This is a genomic window from Rhizobium zaerense, from assembly GCF_051810725.1.
GTDB lineage: Bacteria > Pseudomonadota > Alphaproteobacteria > Rhizobiales > Rhizobiaceae > Rhizobium > Rhizobium leguminosarum_I.
The window spans coordinates 1,167,480-1,181,062 of sequence record NZ_CM132690.1; the positions used below are offsets into that span (position 1 = coordinate 1,167,480).

Annotated in this window: 14 protein-coding genes and 1 pseudogene; 8 read left to right on the forward strand and 7 right to left on the reverse strand. The window is 61.6% G+C overall.

The features are described 5' to 3' along the window. Positions 1 to 242 precede the first annotated feature (242 nt). From ACS4RR_RS05610 to ACS4RR_RS05620, 3 genes are all read left to right on the forward strand, one after another. The gene (locus tag ACS4RR_RS05610; protein WP_170259856.1) at positions 243 to 962 is read left to right on the forward strand and encodes a tellurite resistance TerB family protein; all 720 of its coding nucleotides are present in this window, start codon (positions 243 to 245) and stop codon (positions 960 to 962) included. A gap of 64 nt (positions 963 to 1,026) precedes the next feature. Then, positions 1,027 to 1,722 carry a GNAT family N-acetyltransferase gene (locus ACS4RR_RS05615; protein ID WP_170259855.1) on the forward strand — a complete coding sequence of 232 codons (696 nt, stop codon included), beginning with the start codon at positions 1,027 to 1,029 and terminating at the stop codon, positions 1,720 to 1,722. Next, positions 1,719 to 1,925 carry a hypothetical protein gene (locus ACS4RR_RS05620; RefSeq protein WP_017967931.1) on the forward strand — a complete coding sequence of 69 codons (207 nt, stop codon included), beginning with the start codon at positions 1,719 to 1,721 and terminating at the stop codon, positions 1,923 to 1,925. Before ACS4RR_RS05615 ends, ACS4RR_RS05620 begins: the two co-directional genes overlap by 4 nt. A 59-nt stretch (positions 1,926 to 1,984) precedes the next feature. Here the strand turns inward: ACS4RR_RS05620 and ACS4RR_RS05625 are convergent, their stop codons facing one another. From ACS4RR_RS05625 to ACS4RR_RS05635, 3 genes are all read right to left on the reverse strand, one after another. Further along, positions 1,985 to 3,061: a nickel/cobalt transporter gene (locus ACS4RR_RS05625; protein ID WP_260109450.1), complete on the reverse strand. Its 1,077-nt coding sequence runs from the start codon at positions 3,059 to 3,061 to the stop codon at positions 1,985 to 1,987. Then, positions 3,055 to 3,696, reverse strand: coding sequence for a DUF1007 family protein (locus tag ACS4RR_RS05630; RefSeq protein ID WP_170259854.1), 642 nt, complete (start codon positions 3,694 to 3,696; stop codon positions 3,055 to 3,057). The genes ACS4RR_RS05625 and ACS4RR_RS05630 overlap by 7 nt, the downstream gene beginning before the upstream one ends. Positions 3,697 to 3,836: 140 nt before the next feature. After that, a complete protein-coding gene (locus tag ACS4RR_RS05635) occupies positions 3,837 to 4,730 on the reverse strand; it encodes a LysR family transcriptional regulator (RefSeq protein WP_017967928.1) in 894 nt (297 codons plus the stop codon). 528 nt (positions 4,731 to 5,258) lie between these two features. Here ACS4RR_RS05635 and odc2 point away from each other — a divergent pair. The 5 genes and pseudogenes from odc2 (at position 5,259) to ACS4RR_RS05660 (ending at position 9,910) form a co-directional block, all read left to right on the forward strand. Then, positions 5,259 to 6,392, forward strand: coding sequence for an ornithine/lysine decarboxylase (gene odc2, locus ACS4RR_RS05640; protein WP_456189808.1), 1,134 nt, complete (start codon positions 5,259 to 5,261; stop codon positions 6,390 to 6,392). A gap of 94 nt (positions 6,393 to 6,486) precedes the next feature. Further along, a complete protein-coding gene (locus ACS4RR_RS05645; protein WP_017967926.1) occupies positions 6,487 to 7,077 on the forward strand; it encodes a GNAT family N-acetyltransferase in 591 nt (196 codons plus the stop codon). 267 nt (positions 7,078 to 7,344) lie between these two features. After that, a complete protein-coding gene (locus ACS4RR_RS05650) occupies positions 7,345 to 8,373 on the forward strand; it encodes a serine hydrolase domain-containing protein (protein ID WP_026154545.1) in 1,029 nt (342 codons plus the stop codon). A 107-nt stretch (positions 8,374 to 8,480) separates the two neighbouring features. Then, positions 8,481 to 8,833, forward strand: a pseudogene (locus ACS4RR_RS05655) (GGDEF domain-containing protein); the annotation flags it as partial. Positions 8,834 to 8,963: 130 nt separating this feature from the next. Beyond that, a protein-coding gene (locus tag ACS4RR_RS05660) for an IS630 family transposase (protein ID WP_456189809.1) occupies positions 8,964 to 9,910 on the forward strand; the annotation gives its coding sequence in 2 pieces (ribosomal slippage) (positions 8,964 to 9,302 and positions 9,305 to 9,910; 945 coding nt in all). Between the two features lie 12 nt (positions 9,911 to 9,922). Here ACS4RR_RS05660 and cysE read toward each other — a convergent pair. The 4 genes from cysE to ACS4RR_RS05680 form a co-directional block, all read right to left on the reverse strand. Then, a complete protein-coding gene (cysE, locus tag ACS4RR_RS05665; protein ID WP_260109449.1) occupies positions 9,923 to 10,741 on the reverse strand; it encodes a serine O-acetyltransferase in 819 nt (272 codons plus the stop codon). Between the two features lie 98 nt (positions 10,742 to 10,839). Next, positions 10,840 to 11,337 carry a GNAT family N-acetyltransferase gene (locus ACS4RR_RS05670; protein ID WP_260109448.1) on the reverse strand — a complete coding sequence of 166 codons (498 nt, stop codon included), beginning with the start codon at positions 11,335 to 11,337 and terminating at the stop codon, positions 10,840 to 10,842. Between the two features lie 15 nt (positions 11,338 to 11,352). Further along, on the reverse strand, positions 11,353 to 12,342 hold the full coding sequence (locus ACS4RR_RS05675) for a WD40 repeat domain-containing protein (RefSeq protein WP_018072749.1): 990 nt from the start codon (positions 12,340 to 12,342) through the stop codon (positions 11,353 to 11,355). Further along, on the reverse strand, positions 12,342 to 13,436 hold the full coding sequence (locus ACS4RR_RS05680; protein ID WP_260109447.1) for a CobW family GTP-binding protein: 1,095 nt from the start codon (positions 13,434 to 13,436) through the stop codon (positions 12,342 to 12,344). The genes ACS4RR_RS05675 and ACS4RR_RS05680 overlap by 1 nt, the downstream gene beginning before the upstream one ends. Positions 13,437 to 13,583 lie beyond the last annotated feature (147 nt).

Sequence of the window (13,583 nt, forward strand, 5' to 3'; positions counted from 1 at the left end):
CCCCTCTGTCCTGCCGGACATCTCCCCCACGAGGGGGGAGATCGGCAAGAGACCAGCTCTTTCTCCCGATCCGCCGCTTGAGCCAATTGTTTGAGGAAACCCTCACGCCCAGCCAATCTCCCTCCTCGTGGGGGAGATGCCCGGCAGGGCAGAGGGGGGTGGCAACTCGGCACGTCGCATTTGTATTTCAGCCGTCGCAAACCTATGTTCTCCTCCAGCTTCAAACAGGGAGACGACGAGGAATGTTCGACGCAAAGAAGCTTCTCGACCAGTTCTTGGGTTCGCAGGTGCCGGGTCTCGGCGGCTCGGTCCGCGACAGGGCGGGCGATGCTATGCAGACGGCCAGGAACAATCCGCTGGCGACCGGCGCCATTGCTGCGGTGCTCCTCGGCACCAAGACCGGTCGTGGTCTTGCCGGCAATGCGCTGGCGGTTGGCGGTCTTGCCGCCATTGCCGGCCTCGGCTACCAGGCCTACAAGAATTACCAGGCGGGGCAGGCGCCCGCAGCCCCCTCGGATGCACCCTCGGCAAATAATCCGGTTCTCCTTCCGCCGCCTGCCGAATCCGGTTTCGGGCCGACGTCGCCTGCCGGCAGCAATGAATTCGTCCTGGTGCTGATCCGCGCGATGATCGCCGCCGCCAAGGCCGACGGCCATATCGACGATGCCGAACGCGCCCTCATCATGGAGAAGGTCAAGGCCGCCGACGTCAGCGGCGAGGCTGCGGCCTTCATCGAGAATGAACTCGCTTCGCCGACGGATATCGATGCGCTCGTTGCCGCCGCGACGACGGAAGAACAGCGCGTCGAGCTCTACACCGCCTCGCGGCTCACCATCGAGCCGGATTCGCGCGCCGAGCGCGGTTATCTCGATTTGCTTGCCGGCCGCCTCGGCCTTGCCGACCAGCTGGTCGACCATATCGAGGCGACGGTGTCGTCGGCCAAGACGACCTTGTCACAGTGACATCTAGGCCGGTTGCCTTTGCTGGGCGGCTGGCCTATCCACTCTTCGGAAAAGAGGAGTGAACATGCGCGATCTTGCAAATTTCAAGGGCTGCCCGGCGCCGAAGCCGGTCACGCTGAAGGGCCGCTTCGTTACCGTCGGGCCCTATCGGCGCGCGGAACATCTCGAGGCGCTGTGGGACGGGCTCGGCGGCATGGGCATCAACCCGCTGCTTCTCTATTTCGCACAGGATGATTTCTCCGGTATCGACGATTTCGCTAACTGGCTGGAAACCGTCAATACCAAGTCCGGCTGGCTCACCCACATCTTCCGCGACAACGCCACCGGCAAGATTGTCGGCATGGCGAATTACATGCGCGCCGACCCGGCAAACGGCGTCGTCGAGATCGGAGGGGTGGCGCACGGGGCCGAGATGAAGCGGTCGCCGCTGTCGACCGAGACGCATTACCTGATGGCCAAGCACGTCTTCGAGGATCTCGGCTACCGCCGCTACGAATGGAAATGCGACAATAACAACGAGGCGAGCAAGACGACGGCCGCGCGTTACGGCTTCAGCTTCGAAGGGGTCTTCCGCCAGCATATGATCTCCAAGCATCGCAACCGCGACACCGCCTGGTTCTCGATGATCGATGCCGAATGGCCGATGATCAACGATGCCTTCGAAGCATGGCTTTCGCCGGAGAATTTCGACGCCGAGGGCAACCAGATCCGTCGCCTGCAGGATATCCGCGCCGATCTCGAAAAGGAAAGGCTCGTATGAGCCCGGAAAGCCGCTCGCAGGCGACCGCCGCCGGCATCATCCTGCTCAGCGCCGCCCTCGTCATCTATTTCCTGCCGACCATCGTGCTGTGGATCGGCAATTTCTCGCCGACGCTGGCGATCGTCGTCGGCGTCTGCCTGATCATGGCGTTTTTTGCGGTCTTCTGGCTGCGGGCACGCTATCAGCGCGGCCGGGGAAAGTAAGTCTCCAGCATTGCGCAATTCCGGACGCAAAACCGCTGCGCACTTTTGCTGGAATTGCTCTAGCCCTGCAGCGAGGCCCCGAGCAGCAGGGCGCCCATCAGAATGACGAGCACGGCCCCGAGGATTTCGATGGCGTTGCCGATCCAGATCGAGGCGGTCGAGCCGCGTCCGGAGAGACGGACGGCTGCACTCTTGGCGGTGACGGCAAGTGTGGCAAGCAGGGAAACGGTGATCGCCGTGCCGAGCGACATGGCGGCGACCGAAAGCACGCCGCCGAGATAGAGCCCGTTCAAGAGCGAGAAGGTCATGACCAGAAGTGCGCCGGAGCAGGGGCGCAGACCAACGGCAACGATAGCCGACCAGGCCTCGCGGGCGCTGAATCTGTCGCCGCCAAGCAGGGCCGGGTCGGGCACATGGGCATTGCCGCAAGTCTCGCAGACCATGCCGGGAACGAAAGTGTGGCCGGCTTCCACAGCCTGCGCCTTGCCGTTGAAGGCATAGGCCTGGCGTTCGACGGCATTGTCCTTCCAGTCGAGCATCATGCTGACCGGGCCGGCAGGCGTCGCCATCAGCCGGCGGCGCGGCATATTGCCCGCCATCGAGCGCAGTTTTCGAAACAGCAGCCAGCCGCCGAACAGGATGACCATGACGAAGCTTGAGATCTCCATTGCGTGGGTCGCCTCCGTCAGCGTGATGCCGGTGCCGCGCAACACCAGCCAGGCGCCGCCGACCAGCGCCACCGCCACCAAGCCCTGGATGAAGGCAGAAATGAAGGAAATCACCACGCCGCGCTTCAGCTCGACCTCGTTGGCGATCATGTAGGAGGAGATGACCGCCTTGCCGTGGCCTGGGCCGGCGGCATGGAAGACGCCGTAGGCGAAGGACAGGCCGATCAGCGATGCCAGTTGCCATGGGTCTTGGCGCATCGCCTTCAAGGCGCCGGTCAGTGCCCGATAGAAGGTCTGCTGTTCATAATTCACATAGAGCAAAAGCGGTGCGAGCGGCCCGCCGGTCGGTTGGAAGCTCGGCTCTGCAGTGCCGATGCCGAGCGGCGACTGCGCATGGGCGAGGCTTGCAGCCGTTACCAGCGCAAGGATTGCAGCGGAAAGGATGAGGGACAGGCGTTTCGTCAGCATGTAACCTCCAGCCGGGTGGCGAAGAGTTTGGACATGTTGGTGCCGGTCGGATCGTTGAAGAAAGCGTCCGTCAGCGACTGTTTGTTTTGCGAGATCACCTCGTCGGCATCCGGCCGCACCACCTGATGTTTGCAGGATTTGAAGCCGTCTCCGACGATCGCCAGCTCGGTGTCGGTGGGAAAATCGATCGAGGTGTAGAGCGTCGGGTCATAGACGCCGAAGGTGAGCCTGCCCTTGAGCGGCATCTTCTCGACCGGCTTTACCGCGAAGAACATCAGCAGCTGGCCATCCTTGTAGTCGACATGGATGATGTCGGGCTTCTGGACGGTGATATTCTTCCCGTTGATCGTCAGGTTCATATAGTAATCGTAGTCGGCAAGCGATTGCTTCACCGTCTTTCCGACCTCAGCGAGTTCGTTCGGCTCCAGCTTCAGGTCGGTGTTCTTGTCGAAATCCATGACGACGGAGGACGAAAAGACCTCGTCGAAGCGCCAGACATTGCGCAGTTCCTCGACACTGCCGTCCTTGCCGGCCACGACTTCGAGGCGGGCTTCCACGAAGATGTGCGGATGGGCAAAGGCGGCGGCCGGCGCCAGCGAAAGAAGCGCGGCGATCAGTATCGTCGAATGTTTCATTTATTCCGCTGCTCTGTTCGGTGACCCTGACTTCTTGCCAGAAATTGGGACGGAATTGGGACCGGCTTCACTGGTGGATCCCCGATCGTCGCCGTCCGATCGTCTCAGCCAGGTGGATCAACATGGAACCTGTTGTCGCATCATGGGTGCTTCTTGAACCAGTTGTGCAGGTAATCGACGAAGATCCTCACCTTGGCCGGCAGGTAGCGCCGGTGCGGGTAGACGGCATAAATGCCGCGGTCGGTGGGGATGTAATCGTTGAACAGCGTGACCAGTTCGCCGCTCTCGATCGGCTTGCGGGCGATGAAATCCGGGATGAAGGCTACGCCGATGCCGGCAAGTGCCGCGCGTAACGTCGCATGCGGGCTGTTCACCTCTATCGGTCCGGAAACGGCGACGGCGAACGAGGTGTTGTCGGGGTTGTGGAAGCGGATGCTCGCCTGGGTGCGCGCATTGGTATCGACGATGAAAGGGACGTTGGAAAGGGCCGTCGGGTGATCGAGATCGGGATAACGCTCGAGAAAATCGGGGGTAGCGCAGATATGGATGCGGAAATCCGAGATCTTGCGGGCGATCATGCCGGAATCCTCGAGTTTAGTGATGCGGATCGCCACGTCGAAGCTTTCCTCGATCAGATCGACGAACCGGTCGTCGGCGGCAATCTCCAGCGTAAGATCCGGGTTCTCCTTGGCGAAATCAATCAGCGACTGGCCGACCTCGGCATCGACGAAGGTGCGCGGCACCGAGATGCGCAGCCGTCCCTTTAGCTGTGCATTGTTCTCACGCACGAGATCGGCGAGGTTGTCGATCTCCTTGAGGATATCGGAAGCGGTGCGATAATAGGTGTGGCCGGCTTCGGTCATGGAGAACTGCCGGGTTGTACGGTTGAGCAGCAGCGCGCCGAGTTCATCCTCCAGTTCACGCACATATTTGGAGAGCAGCGCCTTGGAGCGGCCGGTGCGCCGTGCGGCGGCGGAGAAGCCTTCGGCCTCGACGACATCGATGAAGGCGCGTATGCGGGTCAAGGTATCCATGGCACCCTTCGGGCTGTTTCGGAATGTTGAACAAATTGGCTTGTTTTGTTCAATTATTTTTTTAGCCCAAGGATCAAAAAATCGCTTGATTATGAAGGCGAATATTCTTATTTCCCACTCAGCCCAAAGTCGCACGTGCCCATGGGTGTCCGCCGAACCCTCGAATTGGTGAGGAAATCGGTAAGGTACCTGGAATTAACCCCTCCAGTCGCTATTCCGGCCAACCGGAAAATGCGAGGACGCCTGAAGCAACGACGGTGCGGGCCTTTTTGTTCTCTCCCTGCTTTCCATCAGCGGGGGTTACTGAAGAGGCACACCATCATTGCCGGAAGTGCGGTTGGGATTCTCCCTCCAATCCATGGCAGACAAAGCCGAACTTACACCGCACCGCGGCGTTGGTTCACTATTCGCGCATCGAGCGCTAGCTATGGTTCCGGGGTCTCCACCGGCTGGTTCCAATGCGAGCTATCGTATGCCCTTTGTCCTCCGGTTCATGCCGGAGCTCTGGAATTGGAAGAGGGAATCGATATGACCACCCAGCGCATCCGCGACTTTCTCGCAACCCGACGTCCCGATGGTCCCTGCCTTGTGGTTGACCTCGACGTCGTTCGCGACAATTTCCACGCCTTCCGTCACGCCATGCCGGACAGCGCCATCTATTATGCCGTCAAGGCCAACCCGGCCCCGGAAGTGCTGAAGCTGCTCGCAGGCCTCGGCTCCAATTTCGATTGTGCATCCGTTGCCGAAATCGAAATGGCGCTCGACGCTGGTGCGACCGCCGCCCGTATCTCCTATGGCAACACGATCAAGAAGGAGCGTGACGTTGCCCGCGCGCATGCGCTCGGCGTCAGCCTCTTTGCCGTCGACAGCCATGAGGAAGTCGAGAAGATTTCGCGCGCCGCTCCCGGCGCCCGTGTCTTCTGCCGCGTGCTCACGGATGGCGAAGGCGCCGAATGGCCGCTGTCGCGCAAGTTCGGCTGCGTTCCGCAGATGGCTGTCGACGTTCTCGTCTACGCCCATCAGCTTGGCCTGCAGTCCTATGGCGTCTCGTTTCATGTCGGTTCGCAGATGACCAAGGTCGACGCCTGGGATCTGGCGCTTGCCGATGCCAAGCGCGTCTTCGTATCGCTCGCCAAGCAGGGCATCCACCTGCAGATGGTCAACATGGGCGGCGGCTTCCCGACCAAGTACCTGCGTGACGTACCGTCCGCAGAAGCTTACGGCAAGTCGATTTACCAGGCGCTGCGCACGCATTTCGGCAACCAGATTCCGCAGACGATCATCGAGCCGGGCCGCGGCATGGTCGGCAATGCCGGTGTCATCAAGGCGGAAGTCGTGCTGATTTCGAAGAAGTCGGACAATGACGATGCCCGCTGGGTTTTCCTCGACATCGGCAAGTTCGGCGGTCTCGCCGAGACGATGGACGAAGCCATCCGCTATCCGATCCGCACGGAACACGACGGCGACGAGATGGAGCCCTGCGTCATTGCCGGTCCGACCTGCGATTCGGCCGACGTGCTCTACGAGAAGAACCTCTATCCGCTGCCGATCTCCCTTTCGATCGGCGACGAGGTCCTGATCGAAGGCACCGGCGCCTATACGACGACCTATTCGGCGGTCGCTTTCAACGGTTTCGACCCGCTGAAGGCCTACGTCATCTGAGGTCGTTTCCGCCGGCCCCGTAACCAGCCGGGGCGGCAAATTCACAATTTTCCTTCATCGCCGCTGATAACGGTATTGGGTACGGGAGGCCAAGATGGCCGCTGTTCTTGATTCTGTCCGCGCATTCTTTGCGCCCACCACTTTCACCATCGACGCCGAAAATCCCTCGGATGTCGTTGCTCGTGAAAATCTGCTCGACCGCGTCATGGGCGCGGGTCGCCGCAAGAAGTCGTCGGAGAAGATCCGCCGCAACCGCGTTCCGGCCGAGGGTCTTGCGCTCGTCGCGCGCGATCGCGACGGCCGTGTTATCGGTACGGTGCGGCTCTGGAACATCGAAGCCGGCGTCAATGATGAAGGCACGCCGATCAATGCACTGCTGCTCGGGCCGCTCGCTGTTGCCTCGCAGCATGGCGGCAAGGGCATCGGTGCGGCGTTGATGCGCGCGGCAATCCTTGAAGCGAAGAATCGCGGGCATGGCGCCGTCCTGCTCGTCGGCGATGTGGCCTATTACGAGCGTTTCGGCTTCTTTGCCGAAAAGGCCCGCCATCTCGTCATGCCGGGTCCGTTCGAACGCTCGCGCTTTCTTGCGCTCGAGCTCACCGAAGGCTGGCTTGACGGCGCGGCCGGCATGATCGTCCCCTCGGGACGTATGCTAGCCAGTGCGCCGGTTCGCCGCGCAGCCTAGAACGGGATTGGGCCGGGTCGGCTTGAAAAGACGCGCGGCGCTGTAAGGCTGCGCTGACCGGCCGGCCAGGTTGGGAATTCTTCCCCCGGCTGGTAATATTCGCGCCGTTTAATCACGCAGGCAGGCGGGTCTGGTGTGGTTGCGGCGGTTGTCTTTCTGGCGGATGAAGCTGCGCGGTCGCTAGCTCCCCGACACACGGAAACACGATTGCGTGAAATGGGTCGCCGGCACGCGAACATATTGCGGCGATATCCTATCTTGCGCCGCATGATCCGCGTTCTTTCCCTTCTGCTTTTCTTCTACCTGCCGCTTGCCGCAACGGGGCCGGCGACTGCTCAGAGCACGGCTTCCGCCGTCGGCGCGCTTGGTCCGCGTCTCGATCACGCGGCGAGCGACCCTGCGATGGGGCCTCTCAAGACGGTGATCGTCGCTCGCGACGGACGCGTGCTCAGCGAACGCGCGTTCCATGGTCATTCGCCGTCGGAATCGACCAATATCAAATCCGCTTCGAAGTCGATCATTTCGGCGCTGGTTGGTATCGCCATCGACAAAGGTCTGCTCAACGGGCCGGATCAGAAGATCGCACCGATCTTGAAGGCCGATCTCCCTGCAACGCCCGACCCGCGCATCAACGACATCACCATCGGTAATCTTCTCTCCATGCAGGCTGGGCTCGATCGCATGTCGGGGCCGAACTACGGCCGCTGGGTCTCCTCGCGCAACTGGGTGCGTTTTGCGCTCTCGCAGCCTTTCGTCGATCAGCCCGGTGGCGAGATGCTTTATTCCACCGCATCCACGCATCTGCTTTCGGCCATTTTGACCAAGGTCAGCGGCCGGTCGACCCTGGCGCTGGCGCGCGAATGGCTCGGCCCGGTCGAGGGTTTCCACATCGGCGCATGGGAGCGTGACCCGCAGGGCATCTATCTCGGCGGCAATCAGATGGCGATGAGCGCCCGGTCGCTGCTTGCCTTCGGCGAACTCTACCGCAACGGCGGCAAGACCGCCGACGGTCGCCAGATCGTCCCTGCCGACTGGATCTCCCAGTCGTGGCAGCCGCGCACAAACTCGCGCTTCGCGGGCGATGAATATGGCTATGGCTGGTTCACGCGACTGATCGGCGGCGAGCAGGTGCATTTCGCCTGGGGTTTTGGCGGGCAGATGCTCTACATCGTGCCGTCGCTCGATCTCACCGTCGTCATGACTTCGGAAGAGAGCGGCCCGTCTGCCCGGAATGGCTACAGGGACTTGCTGCACGGTCTGTTGGCGGACATTATCGGCACCGTGCGGGCCGCCTGAAGACAGGCCGCGTGGCTTTGCAGACGCGCAAAGGACGCTGCAACGCTTGAATTGCTGCATTATGCAGCAGAAAAACCCCGCTATCGTTAAATTCGTAGCGAAGCGATGCCGCGGGCGACAACATGCTGCGGCTTTTCGCCAGCGTTTCGAGAGGCATCATGCGCTCCGACGACCTGCTTGCCCGCCAAGGTGGCGATGAATTCCTGGCGGTACTGAGAAATGTTTCCTGCGAAGATGCGGTGGCGATTGCCGAGCGCATCCGTTTCACTTTCGCCGCTGCCGTCATGCAACTGCCGGATCTGGCCGTCTTTCCAACGCTGAGCATCGGCGTTGCCGCGCGTGCGGAAAGCGGCGGAGATTTGAACGACTGATGCCGAAGGCAGACGAGGCGCTCTATCGTTCGAAGCGCGAAGGCCGCAACCGGGCCGAAGCCTTCTGCGAAAATCAGCAGGCCGCTTAGCGAAAAGGGCCGAACTCTTTATCTCGGAGCGATCCTAGAGCGGGATTGTTTTAGTCGGAATCGGAACAGGGATTCCCTTTCTGGTGCAAATCAGATTCACCATTCTGGCCGGTGCAGGAGGCCGGTCTGGATGGCGAAACCTTTTTCGGATGATCTTCGGGAACGCGTTGTTGGCGCAGTAACGCGCGAGGGCCTGTCGTGTCGAGCGGCGGCAAAGCGCTTCGGCATTGGCATCAGCACCGCGATCGACTGGGTCCGGCGCTTGCGTGAGACGGGCAGCGCGGCTCCCGGCCAGATGGGCGGGCACAAGCCACGGGCGATCTCAGGTAAACATCGGGTCTGGTTGATCGATCGCTGCCACATGCAGGCGTTCACCTTGCGCGGGTTGGTGGCGGAACTCGGAGAGCGCGGCCTGAAAATGGATTACAGCGCCGTCCGGACCTTCGTGCATGAGGAAGGGCTGAGTTATAAAAAAAGACGTTGGTCGCCAGCGAGCGCGAGCGGCCCGATGTTGCCGCCCGGCGGGCGCGCTGGCTGAAGCATCGCCATCGCATCGATCCATCTCGCCTTGTCTTTATCGACGAAACCTGGACGAAGACGAATATGACGCCGCTCAGGGGCTGGGCGCCGCGCGGCGAACGGCTGTTGGGCCATGCGCCCTTCGGCCACTGGAATACCATGACTTTTGTCGCAGCCCTCAGGGCCGACCGCGTCAGCGCACCGTGGATCATCGACGGCCCGATCAATGGCGAACGCTTTCGCATCTATGTCGAGAGGGTGCTGGTACCGGAGCTCAAACCCGGCGACATCGTCGTCATGGATAATCTCGGCTCGCACAAGGCCGGCGCTATCCGTGCCGCCATCCGCAAGGCCGGCGCCAGATTGTTCTTCCTGCCGCAGTATTCCCCCGATCTCAATCCGATCGAAAAACTCTTCGCCAAGATCAAGCACGAGCTGCGCAAGGCGCAGGCTCGAACCCGACAGGCCATCGACGACGCGCTGGCAGCCACCCTTCAAACCGTCTCGCCGAAAGAGTGCCAAAACTACTTCAAGGAAGCCGGATATGAACGGACATAAAACAATCCCGCTCTAGATGTTCTGGTCCATCGTCTCGGCCGGGATTTCATCGGCGCGATGGATGCGTACGACGGCGGCTGGCACGCCGGCGACCGTGCAATGCTCGGGCACCGATTTCAGCACGACGCTGCCGGCGGCGACTTTGCTGAAGGCGCCGATTTCGATATTGCCGAGGATCTTGGCGCCGGCGCCGATCATAACGCCGTGGCGGATCTTCGGGTGGCGGTCGCCAGTCTCCTTGCCGGTGCCGCCGAGCGTTACGTTCTGCAGGATCGAAACTTCATCCTCGATGACAGCCGTTTCGCCGATGACGATGCCCGAACCGTGGTCGAGCATGATGGACGCGCCGATCCGCGCCGCCGGATGGATATCCGGGCCGAAGACCAGCGAAACGAGATTGGCGAGCCAGCTGGCGATCTCCGGACGGCCGGCGACCCAGAGCGCATGGGCGATGCGGTGCGTCTGCAGCGCATGAAAGCCCTTGAGGTTGAGAAGCGCGTGCAGAAATGTGGTGCAGGCCGGATCGCGTTCGCGCACGGCAACGAGATCGGCCTCGACCTTCCGCATGATGTCTGTGGTCAATGTGGACCGGATGAGATCAAACAGATCACCCGTCTCCACCTGCGCAACGGAGAGCCGCGCGGCCAGCACGCGGGCGATGATCTCATCATTGCCGGCAGTGTCCGTTACCTCAGCGGCAAGCCGCCGCTGCAATATCGGCTCGCGTGCGGCGAGCTCGGCCGCCTCGGCGCGGATCACGGTCCAGACCGATGCATCGCCCAAAGGCCGCGGCTGTTGCTCGGTCAAACCGAGGCCGGTCGATTTCGACATTCCCGTTTCCTCCGTCAGCCAGGGCGGCGCGCAAGGCGCGTCCTGCGTGCGTTTCATGTTTCGCCTGGGCAAGGCATTTGGCAAGCCCTGATTACAGTCTAGCCGTCCGACGGTTGCAGGTCCGGTGTCAGCTTCGGAAGCCGGCGCCAGTGATAGAGCACATCGGGCTCCCGTTCTTCGTTGTCGGCGCCATCGGTCTCCTCCTCGGCGGCAAAACCGTGCCGTTCGTAGAAAGCGCGAGCGCCCGCATTACGCTGGAACGTCCAGAGCCTGATCTCGTTCATCTCCTCCTTGGCGCAGCCGAGGAGTGAAGAGCCGATGCCCATGCCCTGGAAATCGGGGAGAACGTAAAGCTGCTCTATCCAGTTGTCGCCATAGGCGATGACACCGACGAGCCGGTTGCCCATGGCTGCGCCGAGGATCGAGCAATTCGGCAGCAGATGCATGCGCCAGTACTGCTCCTCTTCCTCGGGCGTATGCACATTCGGCAGCCTGGGCAGCCGCTGCCAAAGGGCGACACGTCTGATATCGGCTGCGGCTTGCATGTGGTCGGTCGTCAGCGTCACGATTTCAGGTTTCGCCAGGGCGTCGTCCATTGCCGGCAGCGGGGCTCAGGCCGAAATATCGATGACGCCGCAGTCGCCGGCTTCGGAGCCGAAGGCGAGCAGCTTGCCGTTTTTGCTCCAGCTCATCGCCGTGATCGCGCCCTTACCAGGTCGGCGCAGCAGCGCTTCCTTGCTGTCGGCGATGCGCACGGCCAGAATCATGCCGTCGATGAAGCCGATGGCGAGGATGTCCTCGAGCGGATGGAATTTCACCGCGGTCGCCATGATATTGGCGCGAGTGCCGAGCTCCAGCGGCGCCTTGCCCATCGGCCCGTCCTTGCCCTGGAAGGGCCAGACGATTGCCGCAGGCGCGCCTGAAGACGCGAGCCACTTGCCCTTGACCGACCAGGAGAGTGATTTCACCTTGGAGGGGTAGCCGGTCATGCGCATATGGCGGGCCTCGGTCCCGGGCTTGATGTCTAGCTTCCAGCCGTGCAGTGCGTTTTCCTGCATCGAGGTGACGAGGAAATTACCATCCGGCGAGAAGGTGACGCCGGTATGCGCACCCTTCCATTCCAGATCGACCGGCTTGGCGTTCATGCCGATCCAATGCAGCGACACGCCGTTGTAGCGCGCCGCTGCGATGCGCAGGCCCTTCGGTGCAAAGGCAAGGCCTTCGACCGTGCGCTCCTCGGGGAATTCCTTGGTCGTGCCATCGGCCAGGCGCACGAGCGCACTCTTGCCGTAGGAATAGGCAACGGCACCCTGAGGCCCGGCTGCGACCTGCGAAATCCACTTGCGCGGCGCGGTCGCGATCTCGCTGACGCTGCCGTCGGCGGCAATGCGCAGTACCTTGCCATCCTCGCCGCCTGAGATCAGGCTCTCGCTGTAGGGGTCGCGGATGGCGGTGAGCATGCCCTGGTGGGCTTCGGAAACCCTGTCGCCGCCATCCAGCCGGTGGAATGTACCGTTTGCGCTTGCGAAGAAGGGAACATCACCTAAAAATTCGACGGCCAGAACGTGGCCGTCGAGATCAAGCGGTGCAACTGTCGGCATCAGGCGGCTGCCCCGCAGGCCTTGAAGGAGGCTTCGAGCTTCTCGCGGTCGAGTTCGCGGCCGATAAAGACGAGACGGCTCTCGTGCTTCTCGCCTTCCTTCCAGGGCCGCTGGTGATCACCCTCGATGATCATGTGCACGCCCTGAACGACGTAACGCTCGGGATCGTCCTTGAAGGCGATGATGCCCTTGAGGCGCAGAATATTCGGCCCCTGCGTCTGGGTGATCTTCTGGATCCACGGGAAGAAGCGCTCCGGATTCATCTCGCCGCCGCGCAGCGACACCGACTGCACCGTTACATCGTGGATCGCCGACATTGCGCCATGGTTATGGGCGCCACGGTGATGATGGTCGTGATGACCGTGATGATCATGGTCATGGTCATGATGGTCATGATCGCAATCGGGGCCGCAGACATGGTCATCGTGGCCGTGCTCAAGGAAATGCGGATCGTTTTCGAGCGCGCGTTCCAGGTTGAAGGCGCCCTGATCGAGCACGCGGGCGAGGTCGACGCCCGAGCGGCTGGTCTTGTAGACGCGGGCGGCCGGGTTGATGGCGCGGACGATATCCTCGATTACATCAAGTTCTTCCGGGGTCACGAGGTCGCTCTTGTTGATGATGACGACGTCGGCGAAGGCGATCTGGTCTTCGGCCTCGCGGCTGTCCTTCAAGCGCAGCGGCAGGTGCTTGGCATCGACGAGGGCGACGACGGCATCGAGCTCGGTCTTGGCGCGCACGTCGTCATCCATGAAGAAGGTCTGGGCGACCGGCACCGGATCGGCAAGGCCCGTCGTTTCGACGATGATGCCGTCGAAGCGGCCGGGACGGCGCATCAGGCCTTCGACGACGCGGATCAGGTCGCCGCGCACCGTGCAACAGACACAGCCATTGTTCATCTCGTAGATTTCTTCGTCCGACTCGACGATCAGGTCGTTGTCGATACCGATTTCGCCGAACTCGTTGACGATGACCGCATATTTCTTGCCGTGATTTTCGGAGAGAATGCGGTTGAGCAACGTCGTCTTGCCGGCGCCGAGATAACCGGTGAGCACGGTAACGGGAATAGGCTTCAGGGTGGAGATCGCGTCGGTCATGAGAACCTCTAGGATTAGGCGTGCGGCCGAGCGGCTTGGGATCGGCTGCTTGAACGGTTGGTCTCATATAATGGCTTGAGCGTGGCAGTTCAAAGGGTTTTATAATGTTATAAGATCACATTGTCTGGCCAGTGCAGATGACCCGTA

Bases quoted from the DNA above. Each gene is read 5' to 3' on its own strand.
- ACS4RR_RS05615 (WP_170259855.1), top strand. From the start codon at position 1,027: ATGCGCGATCTTGCAAATTTCAAGGGCTGCCCGGCGCCGAAGCCGGTC.
- ACS4RR_RS05635 (WP_017967928.1), bottom strand. From the start codon at position 4,730: ATGGATACCTTGACCCGCATACGCGCCTTCATCGATGTCGTCGAGGCC.
- ACS4RR_RS05650 (WP_026154545.1), top strand. From the start codon at position 7,345: ATGATCCGCGTTCTTTCCCTTCTGCTTTTCTTCTACCTGCCGCTTGCC.
- ACS4RR_RS05680 (WP_260109447.1), bottom strand. From the start codon at position 13,436: ATGACCGACGCGATCTCCACCCTGAAGCCTATTCCCGTTACCGTGCTC.
- ACS4RR_RS05670 (WP_260109448.1), bottom strand. From the start codon at position 11,337: ATGGACGACGCCCTGGCGAAACCTGAAATCGTGACGCTGACGACCGAC.
- ACS4RR_RS05625 (WP_260109450.1), bottom strand. From the start codon at position 3,061: ATGCTGACGAAACGCCTGTCCCTCATCCTTTCCGCTGCAATCCTTGCG.
- cysE (WP_260109449.1), bottom strand. From the start codon at position 10,741: ATGTCGAAATCGACCGGCCTCGGTTTGACCGAGCAACAGCCGCGGCCT.
- ACS4RR_RS05675 (WP_018072749.1), bottom strand. From the start codon at position 12,342: ATGCCGACAGTTGCACCGCTTGATCTCGACGGCCACGTTCTGGCCGTC.
- ACS4RR_RS05610 (WP_170259856.1), top strand. From the start codon at position 243: ATGTTCGACGCAAAGAAGCTTCTCGACCAGTTCTTGGGTTCGCAGGTG.
- ACS4RR_RS05645 (WP_017967926.1), top strand. From the start codon at position 6,487: ATGGCCGCTGTTCTTGATTCTGTCCGCGCATTCTTTGCGCCCACCACT.
- odc2 (WP_456189808.1), top strand. From the start codon at position 5,259: ATGACCACCCAGCGCATCCGCGACTTTCTCGCAACCCGACGTCCCGAT.
- ACS4RR_RS05630 (WP_170259854.1), bottom strand. From the start codon at position 3,696: ATGAAACATTCGACGATACTGATCGCCGCGCTTCTTTCGCTGGCGCCG.
- ACS4RR_RS05620 (WP_017967931.1), top strand. From the start codon at position 1,719: ATGAGCCCGGAAAGCCGCTCGCAGGCGACCGCCGCCGGCATCATCCTG.